This is a genomic window from Pseudomonas sp. GW456-12-1-14-TSB6 (genome assembly GCF_059424205.1).
This window is the reverse complement of record NZ_JBWKZE010000018.1, coordinates 28,545-44,123: the sequence shown is the minus strand read 5'-3', so window position 1 is coordinate 44,123 and position 15,579 is coordinate 28,545. Positions and strand designations below refer to the sequence as shown.

Annotated in this window: 22 protein-coding genes; 14 read left to right on the top strand and 8 right to left on the bottom strand. The window is 60.0% G+C overall.

Annotated elements, in window-relative coordinates:
* The 9 genes from AC07Y2_RS17785 (at position 1) to recX (ending at position 6,141) form a co-directional block, all read left to right on the top strand.
* Positions 1–897 carry a gp53-like domain-containing protein gene (locus AC07Y2_RS17785; RefSeq protein WP_074691346.1) on the top strand — a complete coding sequence of 299 codons (897 nt, stop codon included), beginning with the start codon at positions 1–3 and terminating at the stop codon, positions 895–897.
* Complete coding sequence (locus tag AC07Y2_RS17780; RefSeq protein ID WP_074691348.1) at positions 898–1,344, top strand: tail fiber assembly protein; 447 nt, start codon at positions 898–900, stop codon at positions 1,342–1,344.
* Positions 1,345–1,362: 18 nt separating this feature from the next.
* Entirely contained in the window at positions 1,363–2,565 is a 1,203-nt protein-coding gene (locus AC07Y2_RS17775) for a carbohydrate binding domain-containing protein (RefSeq protein WP_103386530.1), read from the top strand.
* Positions 2,566–2,576: 11 nt separating this feature from the next.
* A complete protein-coding gene (locus AC07Y2_RS17770; protein ID WP_039771290.1) occupies positions 2,577–2,819 on the top strand; it encodes a hypothetical protein in 243 nt (80 codons plus the stop codon).
* A gap of 56 nt (positions 2,820–2,875) precedes the next feature.
* Entirely contained in the window at positions 2,876–3,439 is a 564-nt protein-coding gene (locus tag AC07Y2_RS17765) for a glycoside hydrolase family 19 protein (RefSeq protein WP_207273846.1), read from the top strand.
* Positions 3,421–3,951, top strand: coding sequence for a lysis system i-spanin subunit Rz (locus AC07Y2_RS17760; protein WP_039771294.1), 531 nt, complete (start codon positions 3,421–3,423; stop codon positions 3,949–3,951). The genes AC07Y2_RS17765 and AC07Y2_RS17760 overlap by 19 nt, the downstream gene beginning before the upstream one ends.
* 68 nt (positions 3,952–4,019) lie before the next feature.
* Positions 4,020–4,520: a CinA family protein gene (locus AC07Y2_RS17755; RefSeq protein WP_074691357.1), complete on the top strand. Its 501-nt coding sequence runs from the start codon at positions 4,020–4,022 to the stop codon at positions 4,518–4,520.
* 83 nt (positions 4,521–4,603) lie between these two features.
* Entirely contained in the window at positions 4,604–5,662 is a 1,059-nt protein-coding gene (gene recA, locus AC07Y2_RS17750; protein WP_003222269.1) for a recombinase RecA, read from the top strand.
* A gap of 8 nt (positions 5,663–5,670) precedes the next feature.
* A complete protein-coding gene (gene recX / locus AC07Y2_RS17745; RefSeq protein WP_039771298.1) occupies positions 5,671–6,141 on the top strand; it encodes a recombination regulator RecX in 471 nt (156 codons plus the stop codon).
* A 70-nt stretch (positions 6,142–6,211) separates the two neighbouring features.
* Here recX and AC07Y2_RS17740 read toward each other — a convergent pair whose 3' ends face one another.
* Positions 6,212–7,330: an LOG family protein gene (locus tag AC07Y2_RS17740; protein ID WP_039771300.1), complete on the bottom strand. Its 1,119-nt coding sequence runs from the start codon at positions 7,328–7,330 to the stop codon at positions 6,212–6,214.
* A 352-nt stretch (positions 7,331–7,682) separates the two neighbouring features.
* Here AC07Y2_RS17740 and AC07Y2_RS17735 point away from each other — a divergent pair, with 352 nt between their 5' ends.
* A complete protein-coding gene (locus tag AC07Y2_RS17735) occupies positions 7,683–7,877 on the top strand; it encodes a hypothetical protein (RefSeq protein WP_074691361.1) in 195 nt (64 codons plus the stop codon).
* Here AC07Y2_RS17735 and AC07Y2_RS17730 read toward each other — a convergent pair whose 3' ends face one another.
* Positions 7,878–8,303: a PA3611 family quorum-sensing-regulated virulence factor gene (locus AC07Y2_RS17730; protein ID WP_011332746.1), complete on the bottom strand. Its 426-nt coding sequence runs from the start codon at positions 8,301–8,303 to the stop codon at positions 7,878–7,880.
* Positions 8,304–8,492: 189 nt separating this feature from the next.
* Between AC07Y2_RS17730 and AC07Y2_RS17725 the strand changes: the two genes are divergently transcribed.
* On the top strand, positions 8,493–9,236 hold the full coding sequence (locus AC07Y2_RS17725; protein WP_039771302.1) for a tRNA-uridine aminocarboxypropyltransferase: 744 nt from the start codon (positions 8,493–8,495) through the stop codon (positions 9,234–9,236).
* A 58-nt stretch (positions 9,237–9,294) separates the two neighbouring features.
* On the opposite strand, the gene AC07Y2_RS17720 is transcribed toward AC07Y2_RS17725, so the two are convergent.
* On the bottom strand, positions 9,295–9,468 hold the full coding sequence (locus AC07Y2_RS17720; protein ID WP_158248862.1) for a hypothetical protein: 174 nt from the start codon (positions 9,466–9,468) through the stop codon (positions 9,295–9,297).
* On the opposite strand from AC07Y2_RS17720, the gene erdR reads away from it, so the two are divergent.
* On the top strand, positions 9,461–10,111 hold the full coding sequence (gene erdR / locus AC07Y2_RS17715) for a response regulator transcription factor ErdR (protein ID WP_103386528.1): 651 nt from the start codon (positions 9,461–9,463) through the stop codon (positions 10,109–10,111). The two genes, AC07Y2_RS17720 and erdR, sit on opposite strands and share 8 nt — an antisense overlap.
* Before the next feature lie 75 nt (positions 10,112–10,186).
* On the top strand, positions 10,187–10,549 hold the full coding sequence (locus AC07Y2_RS17710; protein WP_039771303.1) for a diacylglycerol kinase: 363 nt from the start codon (positions 10,187–10,189) through the stop codon (positions 10,547–10,549).
* Here AC07Y2_RS17710 and AC07Y2_RS17705 read toward each other — a convergent pair.
* Entirely contained in the window at positions 10,546–11,472 is a 927-nt protein-coding gene (locus AC07Y2_RS17705) for a LysR family transcriptional regulator (protein WP_007954941.1), read from the bottom strand. The two genes, AC07Y2_RS17710 and AC07Y2_RS17705, sit on opposite strands and share 4 nt — an antisense overlap.
* Before the next feature lie 144 nt (positions 11,473–11,616).
* Between AC07Y2_RS17705 and fpr the strand changes: the two genes are divergently transcribed.
* Positions 11,617–12,396, top strand: a complete 780-nt coding sequence (fpr, locus tag AC07Y2_RS17700) for a ferredoxin-NADP reductase (RefSeq protein WP_003222277.1) — start codon at positions 11,617–11,619, stop codon at positions 12,394–12,396.
* A gap of 69 nt (positions 12,397–12,465) precedes the next feature.
* On the opposite strand, the gene tsaA is transcribed toward fpr, so the two are convergent.
* From tsaA to AC07Y2_RS17680, 4 genes are all read right to left on the bottom strand, one after another.
* Entirely contained in the window at positions 12,466–13,164 is a 699-nt protein-coding gene (gene tsaA / locus AC07Y2_RS17695) for a tRNA (N6-threonylcarbamoyladenosine(37)-N6)-methyltransferase TrmO (protein WP_178082863.1), read from the bottom strand.
* A 113-nt stretch (positions 13,165–13,277) separates the two neighbouring features.
* Positions 13,278–14,048 (bottom strand): SDR family oxidoreductase, encoded by a 771-nt coding sequence (locus AC07Y2_RS17690; RefSeq protein ID WP_085666836.1) that lies wholly within the window; start codon positions 14,046–14,048, stop codon positions 13,278–13,280.
* Between the two features lie 124 nt (positions 14,049–14,172).
* Positions 14,173–14,640 carry a YehS family protein gene (locus AC07Y2_RS17685; protein ID WP_103386527.1) on the bottom strand — a complete coding sequence of 156 codons (468 nt, stop codon included), beginning with the start codon at positions 14,638–14,640 and terminating at the stop codon, positions 14,173–14,175.
* A 74-nt stretch (positions 14,641–14,714) separates the two neighbouring features.
* Positions 14,715–15,425, bottom strand: coding sequence for an rRNA pseudouridine synthase (locus AC07Y2_RS17680; protein ID WP_011332751.1), 711 nt, complete (start codon positions 15,423–15,425; stop codon positions 14,715–14,717).
* Positions 15,426–15,579 lie beyond the last annotated feature (154 nt).

Below are 15,579 nucleotides of genomic sequence, written 5' to 3'. Positions count from 1 at the left end.
GTGGACTACCCCAATAGTGTTCCCAGCGCAGGTCTGGTGAACGGCAAGTTTGTCGATGAAGACCCGGTCACCGGCAAGCCGGGATCCTTGATCCCGGCCAGCTGGGGCAACGGCATCACTCAGGAGCTGCTGACCGTGATCCAGACCGCTGGCCTCACCCCGTCCGAGACTCGAACCGATCAAGTACTGACGGCATTGCGCAGCAACAAACTGTTTGCGACCGCGCCGCAGTTCGACAACAGTCAGTCGGTCGCCACTACCGCTTTCGTGAGCCGCAGCGGTCTGCAGTTTTCCGGTTTCGCCTCCTATCCGACGAGTACGACTTTGACAGCGGCCAGCGTGGGAGGCGTGGCGAGTTTTTCCAGCGCCACGCCGATTACGGCGACCCTGCCTTCCGTTGCCAATATTCCTCATGCCGGGACCCTGCATATCCTCAACGCCGGGAATGGCGTTCTGACGATCAGTCCCACCGGCAATGAAGCCATTGAAACCTGCAACGGCACCATCGGCGCACTCAAGCTTGGCCTCGGTGATTCGGCGCAACTGGTCAAGTTGACCGGACAGTGGCGACTGTACGGCGGCTCGGTCAGCGACCGGTATGCGACGGCCCATTCCGGCGTCTACGGCAATGTCGGTTACCAGCGCTTTCCCAGCGGCAACATCGATCAATGGGGAGTAGGGACGACCGATGCCAACGGCGATGTCTATGTGACCTTTCCGATTGCATTCCCAACTGCCTTTTCATCGATCGTCGCCATCCATTCGGGCGGCGACGGAGCCATGGTCGTTCAGTACGCGGGATCGGAAAGCAAAACCGGATGCCGTTTGAAGGTCCGCAGTTATAACGGGGCCGTCTCGGCAAACTGGGGTATCTATTATTTTGCAAAGGGCTACTGAATGAACCCGTTCAATGTGTTTTTCAGCGCAACTACCCGGGCCGTTTATGTACCCGGTATCAACACCTCGGACATTCCCGAGGATGTGATCGAAATTCCTCAGGCGTACTGGATCTCCCTGTTACAGCAATTGGCCGTCTCGCCAAAGGTGATTGGCGTCAATAACGGTAACGGGTTTCCGATTCTGGTGGATCCGCCGCCGCCGAGTCCCGAAGAAGCAGCCGATATCGAACGCCAGTGGCGTACGGCGCAACTGGCCGCGACCGATGGTCTGGTAGCGCGTGATCGCGATGAGCTGGAGGACGGCGGCGGCACCACCCTGACTACCGAGCAATACGCCGAACTGCAATCATTTCGGCGGGCTCTGCGGGATTGGCCCCAGGCGTCGCTTTTCCCGTTCAGTGAGCATCGGCCGGTGGCGCCGCGCTGGTTGGCCTCGGCGCTCTAATGGATCAAGGAAACGGAAATGGATTACCCGAAAAGCGTTCCCGGCTCAGGCCTGGAGAATGGCAAATTCGTCGATGAAGACCCGATTGCCGGAAAACCGGGATCGTTGATCCCGGCCAGTTGGGGCAACAGTGTGACCCAGGAAATTCTCAATGCGATCACGGCCGCCGGTCTGACGCCGGATGAGGAGCAGACCGATCAACTGGCACAGGCCATTCGGCAACTGGCCAAGCCTGATCCGCTGCAGCAGTTTCCTGTGCAGGTGTATCGCAAGAATCTGTTGATCAATGGTGGATTCAATATCTGGCAACGCGGCACGACCAATCAGGGGCCGAACATCGGTGGCTATGTGGCGGATCGTTTTCGATGCGACTGGAACGGCAACGCAGGTGTCAGCATTTCGCGCCAGGATTTTCCCCTCGGTCAAACGGAAGTCGTGGGTGAACCCGCTTATTTCCTGCGCTGGCAGCAGGCCACCGCAGGCACGGGAGCAACGGTGCATAAAGTCGCCCAGAGCATTGAATCGGTCAGAACTCTGGCCGGGCGAACGGCTACGGTCAGCTTCTGGGCGCGATCCGATGCGACGCGTCCTTTGCGCGTCACGATTGCTCAGCAGTTCGGAACGGGCGGTTCGGAGGGTGTAGTGAAGGTTGTCGACGTCTTTCAACTGAGTACGTCGTGGAAGAAATACAGCGCAACGTTTCAGGTGCCAACCATCGCCGGGAAAATGCTGGGCGTGAATGACTGCCTGACCTTGTCGTTCGATCTGCCGCTCAACGTGTTGCAGACCGTCGATCTGGCACAGATGCAATTGGAGGAGGGGCCGGTTGCGACAGCGTTTGAATACCGTCCGGCGGCGGAAGAACTGAGCCTTTGCCAGCGTTATTTTGAGAAGTCTTTTGCTAACCGTCTGCAGATCCGTTCGAACAATGGTGCCGCAACCTGCATTGGTAACTTCACCCAGGCTGCGGCAGCCAATACCGGTCAGTACGGTATGAGCATCGATATGCAGGTGCTCAAGCGCGTACAACCTACCATCGTGCTGTATTGCCCGGGAGATGCGAGCAATCAAGTCTGGCATCAGGGCCTGATGAAGGCGTGTACGGGAACCGTTTTGCAAAGCGTGACCGAGAGAAGCTTTGCCATTGCCACTGTGACTCCTGTCGGCAGTGTTCCCGGGCAGATTTTGCAGATCGAATGGACCGCGGACGCGGAAATCTAGGAGGCAAGTCCATGAGCTATCAGCTCACATCGTCTGGCGTTCTGCGCCTGGGTGATTCAGCGTTCATTCCACAGGATCCGACCAACCGTGACTGGCTCGAGTACCAGGAGTGGCTGGTTTCCGGGGGACAGGTACTGCCACTGGATCCGCCGCTAGAGAGTGCGACGGCCAATCAGGGCATGCTGGGTTTGTTCAAGCGAATGATCCAGGTTTCCCCGGACAGCACGCTGAAAACTGAGGTAAACAATGGCTGATCAGCTTTGGTCGCCAACCGTGATTCAATCGGAGCATCCAGGGAGGATCGAGCATTATGCAAATCACTGAAGACAATCTACTCACCATCATGCCCAACGCCCGCCGCCAAGCGGGCGTTTTTGTTTCTGCACTCAACGATGCGATGGCGCGCCATCGCATCGACACGCCCAAGCGTATTGCCGCGTTTCTCGCCCAGATCGGACACGAATCGGGGCAATTGCAGTACGTGCGTGAACTGGGCAACAACCAATACCTGAGCAAATACGACACAGGCACGCTGGCCTTGCGATTGGGCAACACGCCCGAGGCCGATGGCGACGGGCAGAAGTATCGCGGGCGCGGGCTGATCCAGATCACCGGCCGCACCAACTATCGCCAGTGCAGCCTCGGGCTGTTTGGTGACGAGCGCTTGCTGGCGCTGCCGGAACTGCTGGAGCAACCGCAATGGGCGGCCGAGTCCGCCGCGTGGTTCTGGGCGCAGAACGGCCTGAACGAACTGGCGGATCAGGACCAGTTCAACAGCATCACCCGACGGATCAACGGCGGGTTGAACGGCTTGCAGGATCGACTGGAGCTTTGGGGGCGGGCGAGGGCGGTGTTATGCCAGCCTTCGGTTTGAGCGTCTGGCGGCTGCTCGGCCTGGTGCTGCTGGCCGCAGTATCGGCAGCGCTGGCCTGGCAGTTTCAGGACTGGCGCTACGGTCGCCAACTGGCCGAGCAGGCACGGTTGCATGCCGAAACCCTCAATCAACTGACTTCGGCCGCTGCCACCGCGCAACAGGCCGAGCAGGACAAGCGTCTGGCCCTGGAGCAACGGCTCACGGCCAGCGAACAAACCCATTACCGAGCACTGAACGATGCCCAACGTGATCAGGATCGCCTGCGCGATCGCCTTGCCACTGCTGATCTGCGCCTGTCAGTCCTCATCGACGCAGGCGACGCTGCCCAAGGCTGTGGTGTGCCAGCCGCCTCCGGCGCCAGCGGCGTGGATCATGCAGCCATACGCGCCCGACTTGACCCGGCGCATGCTCGACGAATTGTCGCCATCACCGGCGAAGGCGACCGCGGACTGATCGCCTTGCAGGCCTGTCAGGCCTATATCAGAGCGCTGGCTCCTGCACATTTTGAATAAGCTTGTGTATTGAAAGCGCAACCGGCTCGTGTACGGTGGTACCCATTCCATCCGATCCGGAGCGCGCCGTGAAAGAAATCACTCAACTGGCGGCCGAACTTGGCCGACGTCTGCAATTGCTCAATGCCCACGTCACTACGGCCGAGTCCTGTACCGGTGGCGGGATTGCCGAAGCCATCACCCGGATTCCTGGGAGTTCGGCGTGGTTCGAAGCGGGTTACGTGACCTACTCCAATCGCCAGAAAACCCAGCAACTGAATGTACCGACGGAGCTGTTCGGCACCGTGGGTGCGGTCAGTCGCGAAGTGGTCGAGGCCATGGTGCGCGGCGCCCAGGAGAAAAGCCTGGCGCGGTTTGCCGTGGCGGTCAGCGGTGTGGCCGGGCCGGACGGTGGTTCGCCGAACAAACCGGTGGGCACCGTATGGCTGGCGTGGGGCGTGGGCGACCAGATTTCCAGTGAGGTCCAGCACTTCTCCGGCAACCGCGACGAAGTTCGCCGACAAACGGTGAAGGCCGCGCTAGAGGGCTTGCTGCGACTAGCGGCACGAGAAATCGAAAATCAGGGGTAGGCGATCCGTGAACGCTGTGGAATAATACTGGCTACTTATACAGGTGTTGGCCGTCAGGCCTTATTGATTACGTGAGGACTTTAATGGACGACAACAAGAAGAAAGCCTTGGCTGCGGCCCTGGGTCAGATCGAACGTCAATTCGGCAAGGGTGCCGTAATGCGTATGGGCGATCAGGACCGTCAGGCGATCCCGGCCATTTCCACCGGCTCTCTGGGTCTGGACATCGCACTCGGCATCGGCGGCCTGCCAAAAGGCCGTATCGTTGAAATCTACGGTCCTGAATCTTCCGGTAAAACCACACTGACGCTGTCCGTGATCGCCCAGGCTCAAAAAGCCGGCGCGACCTGCGCCTTCGTCGACGCCGAACACGCCCTCGACCCTGAGTACGCCGGCAAGTTGGGCGTCAACGTCGACGACCTGCTGGTTTCCCAGCCGGACACCGGCGAACAGGCCCTGGAAATCACCGACATGCTGGTGCGCTCCAACGCCGTTGACGTGATCATCGTCGACTCCGTGGCCGCTCTGGTGCCAAAGGCTGAAATCGAAGGCGAAATGGGTGACATGCACGTGGGCCTGCAAGCCCGTCTGATGTCCCAGGCGCTGCGTAAAATCACCGGTAACATCAAGAACGCCAACTGCCTGGTGATCTTCATCAACCAGATCCGCATGAAGATCGGCGTGATGTTCGGCAGCCCGGAAACCACCACCGGTGGTAACGCGCTGAAGTTCTACGCCTCGGTTCGTCTCGACATCCGCCGTACTGGCGCGGTGAAGGAAGGCGACGAAGTGGTCGGCAGCGAAACCCGCGTCAAGGTTGTGAAGAACAAGGTGGCTTCGCCGTTCCGTCAGGCCGAGTTCCAGATTCTCTACGGCAAGGGTATTTACCTGAACGGCGAGATGATCGACCTGGGCGTACTGCACGGTTTCGTCGAGAAGTCCGGCGCTTGGTATGCCTACGAAGGCACCAAGATCGGTCAGGGCAAGGCCAACTCGGCCAAGTTCCTGGCGGACAACCCGGAAGTCGCGGCCAAGCTCGAGAAGCAACTTCGTGACAAGCTGCTGTCGCCAGCCGTGATCGCCGACTCCAAGGCTTCTGCGGTCAAAGAGACCGAAGACGACCTGGCTGACGCTGACATCTGATTGCACCGATGACAACCGCCGTACTCGATACCCTCGTCGCGGTGCGGCGAACCGCCATGGACCTGCTCGCACGCCGCGAGCACGGTCGAGTCGAGCTGACGCGCAAACTGCGTCAGCGTGGCGCTCCCCCCGAGATGATCGAAACAGCCCTCGACCGTTTGACGGAAGAAGGGCTGCTTTCCGAAGCCCGCTATCTTGAAAGCTTTGTTTCCTATCGCGCCCGCTCCGGTTACGGCCCTCTGCGGATTCGCGAAGAACTGAGCCAACGCGGTTTGCAACGCGCCGATATCGAACTCGCCTTGCGTGAGAGCGGTATCAACTGGCAGGAGCAGCTAACGGACACGTGGCAACGGAAGTTCTCCGGACAGCTTCCCGGCGATGCCAAGGAACGCGCCAGACAAGGTCGATTCCTGGCGTACCGGGGATTCTCGATGGAGATGATCAACCGTTTGTTCAGCGGCAGAGGGATGGATGATTAAATCGCTCCAGCTTCAATCAAAAAATAAAAAACGGCCCGCTATTTCGATAGCGGGCCGTTTTTTTTTGCCTTCACGTAACCTTCGACGGTTCGCGGGTGCGTTGCGCGGTCTGGGGTTTTGACTGGGCCCAGTTTTCCGGCAGGTTGATGTAGTCCACCAGTTCCCGCAGACGCCCGTGATTTCGCGCATTGAAGGCAAATGCCAGGCGCGTCAGGTGGCTGAATTGAGCCTCGTCGTGTTCTTCGCCAGCGTAGGCGTGTTGATGGAACTGATCGCTCAGGCACAGATCGGCAAAAGCCTCCTGCATATGGTCGAGGGCCTGATCGCTAAGTTTGTGATTCATGCGAATGACAAACTGGCGCTTGAGCCAGCGGCTGGAATGGAAGTTGCCGTAGAACTGGTTGATCTGCTCCACCGCCTCTTCAACGTTGTAGACCAGGCGCATCAGCTTCAAGTCGGTCGGCAGGATGTAGCGGTTTTCCTCTAGTTGCTGACGGATGAAGTCCAGCGCGCCTTGCCAGAACGTGCCGCCCGGTGCGTCCAGCAGCACCACCGGCACCAGGGGACTTTTGCCGGTCTGGATCAGCGTGAGCACTTCCAAAGCTTCGTCCAGGGTGCCAAACCCACCGGGGCACAACACCAGCGCGTCGGCTTCCTTGACGAAGAACAGCTTGCGGGTGAAGAAGAAATGGAACGGCAGCAGGTTGTTGGTACCGTCCACCGTGGGGTTGGCATGTTGCTCGAAGGGCAGGGTGATGTTGAAGCCCAGGCTGTGATCGCGGCCGGCACCTTCATGGGCGGCGGCCATGATTCCGCCGCCGGCACCGGTGATGACCATCATGTTCGAGCGAGCCAGCGATGCCCCGAGTTCCCGAGCCATGGCGTAAAGGGGATGTTCGACCGGTGTACGAGCCGAGCCGAACACCGTGACCTTGCGTCGTCCCTTGAACTGTTCGAGCGTGCGAAAGGCCTGTTCCAGTTCGCGTAGGGCTTGCAGGGTGATCTTGGCGTTCCAGCGGTTGTGGTCTTCCTGGGCCATGCGCAGCACGGTCAGGATCATGTCGCGGTAGATGGGGGAATTCGGGCTGTTGGGTGACACCAGGTTGAGTTGTTCTTCGACCTTGCTGATGAGGTCGTGGCCGCTTTCCTGAAAATGACGGCTGAGCAGGTCATTCGGTTCGTAAGGCATGCAACTTCTCCTTCTGCACAGAGCTTCCGGCCCTGACGTGCGGCGTCAGTGCCGCGCTGCAAGAAAACAAACAGCCGGCAGCTCCTTTCCTGCCGTTAATAAAAGATCGGGAATACGTTGAATCTAGACCCTCAATGCATTTTTCGCTCACTGAGCATCGCGCCGCAAAGTCTTTGCTGGCAACTGCTTATTGCCGCTTTGCGAGGTGTTTTCACCGCTCGTCCGATGCAGCGTCGAGGGCTGAATGCTCTGATTTACTAAGTTAAAGGCGCCTTACGACAACTTTGCGTCAACGAGCGTACGCAAGGTGCACGCTATTCAAGGATTTGCGGGTGGCAAGGAGGCGGGACACATGGCCAGAGTCATTCTGGAGATCGATGCGCAGCTGTATCGATTGTTGAAAGCATCGGCCGAGACCAACCATGTGAGTCTCGAAGAGGAGTGCTGCCGACGCCTGGCGGGAGGGGAGCGCCGCTCGCGTTACTTGCAGGCCTTGTTGGCCGAGCTGCGCGCCGAGGATGAACAGCGGCGCGCCACGTCGAGATGATTACTTCTTCTTCGCTGGAGCCGCTTTCGGGCAATCCGATTCCTGGTAGCTGGCGGAGCCGATCGCCTTGTTGGTTTTCACTTCGGTGAAGTCGTAACGCATGATCGCGCCCTTGGCCATCAGCTTGCGGTACGACGGGTTGTTGCAGACCGAAGCGCCCAGCTGGAAATACACGGCTTTGGGATCGGCGCGCATTTTGTCGGCGTGGCTCTTTTGCACGCTCAGGTGATTGACCAGCGTGGTGCCTTCGACGGTGTAGCCCTGATCAAGAATGTCTTCGTTGATCGCCCGTGGCGTGCCGACGCTGCTTTGTGCGGCGACATTGCGCAGCTCTCGGTTCAGATTCTGCTCACTCAGGGATGCAGCCTGAGCGCTGAAGGACGAAGCCAGCAGAATGGCAGCGGTGGGAACGATAAGGCGCAGCATGAAACTCTCCTGGTTCAGTGACTGGTGGTTCGACCAGCCACGTGACTGTGCGTTCAGTGGCGGCGAATTATAGGGGAGCCGGTCGGGAGGGTACAGGCTTGTCCCCGTCGCTCTGGTAAACTGCCGCCCTTTATTGCCCTGCCGAGTGTCGTTCGTGTCGAGTTTTCCTGTCTGCCGGTGCCGCCTGCGATGAATCATGCCCCCAACGCCGTGGCCCGCCTGCGCGATCAGCGCGAGGACGAAGGCATCAAGCCGATCCAGGCCCGTGGCTTTCGTTCCCCGCGCTGCCGCGATTGCCGGGTGATCATCAGCCATTGCCTGTGTGCCTGGCGGCCGACGGTTGATGCGCGCTCTGGCGTTTGCCTGATCATGACCGGCAAGGAAGTGTTCAAGCCGAGCAATACCGGCTGGTTGATCGCCGACATCGTGCGCGACAACCATGCCTTCATCTGGTCGCGGACCGAGCCCGACGAGCAACTGCTGGCGCTGCTGAACGACCCGCAATGGCAGCCGTATCTGGTGTTTCCCGGCGAGTACGTCGAACCTTCGCGGGTGACCAACACCGTGGATCTCGATAGCAGCAAGCGCCCGCTGTTCATTCTGCTGGACGCAACCTGGACCGAAGCCCGGAAGATATTCCGCAAGAGCCCGTATTTCGACCGTTTGCCGATCCTGAGCCTGTTACCCGACAAACTCTCGCGCTATCGCCTGCGCCGCTCGACCCGCAGCGAGCACCTGTGCACCGCCGAAGTGGCGGCATTGTGCCTGGAACTGGCCGGCGATTCGGACGCGGCGTCGGCGCTGGATGCCTATTTCGATGTGTTCAGCCAGCATTACCTGGGGGCCAAGCAGCAACTGGACGTCAATGTGTCGACGCCGGCCCACGCCGAATTGCTGCCCTATATCCGAAACGCGGCGCCGGTACCGGCCTGATCCTGGCCCATACTGCTAAAGCAGTGGCCGTGCGGCTTGACCACCCCGGCTTCGCTGGTCATGCTTGGCGCCGATTGGGGTGCGGCCAAGGTTTGAAACGCCGCTTTTGTTCGTGATTGGCGTTGAACGTGCCCCTGTGGATGCCGCTGCCGGGCGGTATCTGGATTTGCTTTGGCAAGGCCTGAATGCGCGGGCCTGCCATCAAAAACAGGATCATTTGAAAAATGGCCACATACGACATCCTGATTGCCGATGATCACCCTCTTTTTCGTAGCGCACTGCACCAAGCGGTGACGATGGGCCTTGGCCCGGACGTACGCATGGTTGAGGTGGCGAGCATCGCGGAGCTGGAAACCCGCCTGACCGAAAAGTCTGACTGGGATCTGGTGCTGCTGGACCTGAACATGCCGGGTGCTTTCGGGTTTTCCGGGCTGGTGATGCTGCGCGGTCAGTACCCGCAGATTCCGGTGGTGATGGTTTCGGCCCAGGAAGAAGCCTCGGTGATGGTCAAGTCCCGGGAATTCGGGGCCAGTGGCTTCATTCCCAAGTCCAGCGATCTGAGCGTGATTCAGGAAGCGGTGCGCAAAGTGCTGGACGGCGACGTGTTCTGGCCGCCCCAGGCGTTCGAGGCGGTCAGCGTTTCGGATGAAGCCAAGGCCGCCAGCGATGGCCTTGCAAGCCTGACACCGCAGCAGTTCCGGGTGTTGACCATGGTCTGCGAAGGCTTGCTGAACAAGCAGATCGCCTACGAGCTGAGTGTGTCGGAAGCGACCATCAAGGCCCACGTCACGGCGATTTTCCGCAAGTTGAACGTGCGGACCCGGACCCAGGCAGCTTTACTGCTGCAACAACTTGAGTCAATTCCGAGCCAGTAAGCACTGGCGTCTTCACGCTTTTTTGACTTTCGTTGCTCTAGCTTCCCCACTTCCTTTCGGTCGGTTATCTACTTTATGTCACCTTTCAAGGGCCAGACGGGCCTGAAACGCATCCTCAACGCTTCCGGTTACTCGCTGGACGGCTTGCGCGCCGCCTTCACCGGCGAAGCGGCTTTCCGGCAACTGGTGCTGCTCAACGTGGTGCTGATTCCGCTGACGTTTTTCCTTGATGTCAGCCGGGTCGAGCAGGCGCTGCTGATCGCCGTGTGCCTGCTGGCGCTGATCGTCGAGCTGTTGAATTCGGCGGTGGAGGCGGCCATCGACCGCATCTCGCTGGAGTTGCACCCGCTGTCCAAGAACGCCAAGGACATGGGCAGTGCCGCGCAATTCGTGGCACTGAGCATGATCGCCCTGGTGTGGGCGGTGATTCTGCTTTAAGCGATGCTCGGCAGAACGATCTCGTCGCTGCGCTGCACCCCGGCGGTGAAGGCGCGGCACAGGTCGAGGAATTCGCGCATGGCGGAAGTCTGATACTTCTGTTTGTGCCAGATGAAATAGAACTGTCGGGCCAGATCCAGATCCGGCGTCTCCACCGGCACCAGGCTGCCGCGGCGGAAGGCGTCACGCAGCGCCAGACGCGAAATGCAGCCAATCCCCAGACCTGATTCCACCGCGCGTTTGATCGCTTCGGTATGTTCCAGCTCGAGCCGGATGTTCAGCGCGCTGCGGTGATGCCGCATCGCCTGATCGAACGTCAGGCGCGTCCCCGAACCCTGTTCCCGCAAAATCCACGCTTCATGGGTCAGTTCCTCCATGGTCGCGCTGCCGCGTTTAGCCAACGGATGCTGTGGGGCGCAGAACACCACCAGTTCATCCTCGACCCAACTCTGCACTTCGATGTCCGGGTGGCTGCAATCGCCCTCGATTAGACCCAGATCAATTTCGTAATGAGCCACCTGTTGCACGATATTGGCAGTGTTCTGCACGTGCAGCTTCACCTGGCTTTCCGGGTGGCGCTGCATGAAACCGCCGATCAGCAGCGTCGCCAGGTAATTGCCGATGGTCAGGGTCGCGCCCACCGACAGCGAGCCGAAACCGGATTTGCCGTTAAGCAGGTCTTCGATTTCCTTGGCCTGATCGAGCATGGCCACCGCTTGCGGCAGCAACTGTTTGCCGAGGGCGTTGAGGCTCAGGCGTTTACCGGCGCGGTCGAACAGCTGGCAGCTGGACTGGCGCTCCAGTTCGGTGATGGATGTGCTGGCGGCCGATTGCGACAGGTTGAGCAGACCCGCAGCACGGGACACGCTTTCCTGCTGGGCGACAGCGACGAAGACTTGCAGTTGACGAAGAGTAAATCGCATATCGATATAACCGATAACCCTTATCTTAATAATCCAGTTAACAGATATTGTCGGCGCTATTAGAATGCGATGCAATTGCGCACCGTCGGCATTCTTCAACACGAGCCGGGCAGGCGCAGATCAATCTCCAGGAGTCCCACGTACATGAGCAACATGAACCACGAGCGTGTCCTCAGTGTTCATCACTGGAACGACACTCTGTTCAGCTTCAAGTGCACCCGCGATCCGGGCCTGCGCTTCGAGAACGGTCAGTTCGTGATGATCGGCCTGCAACAGCCAAACGGCCGCCCGCTTATGCGCGCTTATTCGATCGCCAGCCCGAACTGGGAAGAGCATCTCGAGTTCTTCAGCATCAAGGTGCCGGACGGTCCGCTGACCTCCCAGCTGCAGCACCTGAAGGAAGGCGACGAGATCATCATCTCGAAAAAACCGACCGGCACCCTGGTGCTGGACGACCTGAACCCGGGCAAGCACCTGTACCTGCTGAGCACCGGCACCGGTCTGGCGCCATTCATGAGCGTGATCCAGGACCCGGAAACCTACGAGCGCTTCGAGAAAGTGATCCTGGTTCACGGTGTTCGTTACGTCAACGAAGTCGCCTATCGCGAATTCATCACCGAGCACCTGCCGCAGAACGAGTTCTTCGGTGAGGCGCTGCGTGACAAGCTGATCTACTACCCGACCGTGACCCGCGAGCCGTTCGAGAATCAGGGCCGTCTGACTGACCTGATGCGCAGCGGCAAGCTGTTCAGCGACATCGGCCTGCCACCGATCAACCCGCAGGACGACCGCGCGATGATCTGCGGCAGCCCGAGCATGCTCGACGAGACCAGCGAAGTGCTCGACAGCTTCGGCCTGAAGATCTCGGCGCGGATGCGCGAGCCGGGTGACTACCTGATCGAGCGCGCATTCGTCGAGAAGTAATCCCGACGATGCCGACAGAAAAGCCCGCGTTGCCTGAGAAGGCAGCGCGGGCTTTTTCGTTTTCGTGTTTCAGTCTGCGGCGGGGATGACTTCCAGGACGCGGATCTGTTCGGGCGTCGGGTAATGCCAGCGCACATCCAGATCCCAGAACTGCGCGCCGTATTCGCGTTCGGGCGCGGGTGTCTGATAGGCCGGGCGCGGATCCTGGGCCAGGCATTGCTCGATCAGCTCGACCAGCGGCTCGGCCAGGCGCTGAGCGTGGGTGTGCGCCTGTTGCAGCGCCGTGTCCGTCCATTGCACGTCGATCAGGTGCGGCGCGGCACTGGCGATGCTGTTGGAGGCGTCAGTAATGATGTCGGCGTACGGCACGTAGGGTTTGATGTCGAGAATCGGCGTGCCGTCCAGCAGGTCGATGCCGGAGATAAACAGGCGATTTGCCTCGACCTTGTCCAGTTTCACCACTGACTGGCCGATGCCGTTCGGCCGATGCGTGGCACGAGTGGCGAATACGCCCATGGACTTGTTGCCACCGAGACGCGGAGGGCGGACCTTGAGGCGTGGTTTTTCTTCCAGCGCCTGATGGAACAGGAACAGCAGCCAGACATGACTGACCTGTTCCAGCCCCTGCACCGCGTCGCCCTGATCGAACGGCGCCACCAGTTCCAGCACGCCACGGGCGGCGGGGGCCAGTTGCGGCTGGCGCGGGATGGCGAACTTCTCCTTGAAGCAGGAGCGGACGAAGCCGATGGGGGAGACGCTGTAAGTCATGGTGTGCATTCGAAGCGGAGCAGGGCGGGCATGATAACCCGGCAGGCTTCAAGTCTGGTGCTAACAGATCTGGCGCCATCGCTGGCTTGCCAGCGATAGCTTCACCGCCGATGTCAGAGGCTGAACCCGCCATCCAGCGGAATGATGTTCCCGGTCATGTAGGCCCCGGCGGTACTCGCCAGGCTGATCGCCAGCGCCGCCATCTCTTCCTCGCGGCCCCAACGTTTCATCGGGATCAGCGCGGTGTCTTCGGCAAGCGCCTGCTGGTCGTTGCCGATGTGCTGGGTCATCTTGCTCGGGAAGCGCCCCGGTGCGATGACGTTGACGTTGATGTGCTGGCTCACCAGTTCCCTAGCGAGAATCCGTGACAGTTGATGCAGGGCAGCCTTGCTCGGCCCGTAGGCGTAGGCCTGTTCACCAAAGGAAGAAATCCCCGCCACCGAACCGATGTTGATGATCCGCGCCGGATTGGCCGCCGACCCGGATTTACGCAACAACGGCAGAAACTGCTGGATGCAACTGAACACCGAGGTCACGTTGAGCTGCATGACCTTCTCCCAGCCCTTGACCGGGTAGCTCTCCAGCGGCGCGCCCCATGTCGTGCCGGCGTTGTTCACTAGGATGTCCAGATGCGTGATCTGTTCGCCCAGTCGCTCGGCCAGCTCTTTCACGCCTTCTTCGGTCGCCAGATTCGCCGCCATACCCAGACAAGTGCCCAGAGCACTGAGTTCTTCAGCGGTTTGATGACAGGCTTCAGCGTCACGGGAACAGACGTACACGCGGGCGCCGGCCTCGACAAAGGCCTTGGCGATCATTTTGCCGATACCACGGGTGCCGCCGGTCACCAGGGCGGTGCGGCCTTGCAGGGAGAAATACGGGTGCATGGCGAATCCTGAGGGCTAGGGTTCAGTACACCCTAGGCCATGCGGCCAGCTTCGAGCTACAAGTTTCAAGCTGCAAGCAAAGTCAAATGCTTGCAGCTTGCAGCTCGAAACTTGTAGCTGCTTTCTACGCTCTCACGCGGAGCGTGAGCCCCTTGAGGAAATTGCGCAGCAACTGATCGCCACACGGGCGGTAGTTGGTGTGGCCGACCTTGCGGAACAATGCGCTCAGCTCAGGCTTGGACACCGGGAACTCGGCAGCCTTGAGGATTGCGTGCATGTCGTCTTCCTTCAGTTCGAAGGCCACGCGCAGCTTTTTCAGGATGATGTTGTTGGTCACCGGCACTTCGATCGGCAGCGGCGGACGGCTTTCGTCCTTGCCGCGCTTGAAGATCACCAGACCGTCGAGGAAGTGCGCGATGACTTCGTCCGGGCAGCGCACGAAGCCTTCTTCGTCTTCTTCTTTTTTGTCTAGGTACATCACGACATCAGCCAGCGTGACGTCCAGGCCGCCGAGTTTGATGATCTCGACCACTTTCTTGTCGCTGATGTCGAGCATGTAGCGCACGCTGCGCAGAACGTCGTTGTGAACCATGTGTGCAATCCTGATCTTTTCGCTGTGGGCATCACGCGGGCGCGATGCCGGAAATGTAGGGTGGCTTGCGAGCCTTAGAATTTCTCTTTGCCGGACAGGTAGCGCCACTGGCCGACCGGCACCTTGCCGATGGACACGCCGCCGATGCGGATGCGGCGGATGCCGATGACCTTCAGGCCGACCGCTTCGCAGAACTGGGCGATGATCCCCGGCTGCGGGTTCTTCATGGCGAAGCGCAGACGGTTTTCGTTCTGCCAGCTGGCCTTGACCGGCGGCAGCTCCTTGCCCTTGTGGGTGAGGCCGTGCTGCAGGCGATTGAGACCGTGGGCAACCATGTCGCCTTCGACTTCGACCACGTATTCCTGCTCGATCTTGGCCGCGTCGGCGGTGAGCTTGCGCAGCACCTTCCAGTCCTGGGTGAACACCAGCAGGCCGCTGGCCTTGGGTTGCAGGTCGGCGCTGGCGGTCAGGCGCAGGAAGTGTCCGCGCAGCGGACGTTTGCCGTAGCGGTGTTCTTCGCTGAGGGTTTCGGCGTTCAGCGACTGCATGGCGCTGTCGACATCCATGCCGGCCGGCACGTTGAGCAGGATGGTCACCGGCTCCGGCGCGGTGGCCTTGGCGTCCTTGTCGAGCTCGACTTTCTGGTCGCCGACCTTGAACTGCGGCTCGTCGATGACTTCGCCGTCCACGGTGACCCAGCCGCCCTCGATGAACAGCTCGGCCTCCCGGCGGGAGCAACCGACCAGCTCGATGAGGCGTTTGGAGAGGCGAATCGGGTCAGTCATGACAGGGGCCGTAACAAAAAAGGGGTGGGCATTGTACCTGCCTGGGGCCGGTTAAGCCCGGAACGATTTTTACCGCTTGGCTTTTTGTGAGAGCGAGCCTGCTCGCGATGAGGCCTTTAGTCTCGATATCAATGTCGACTGTCAGATCGCCATC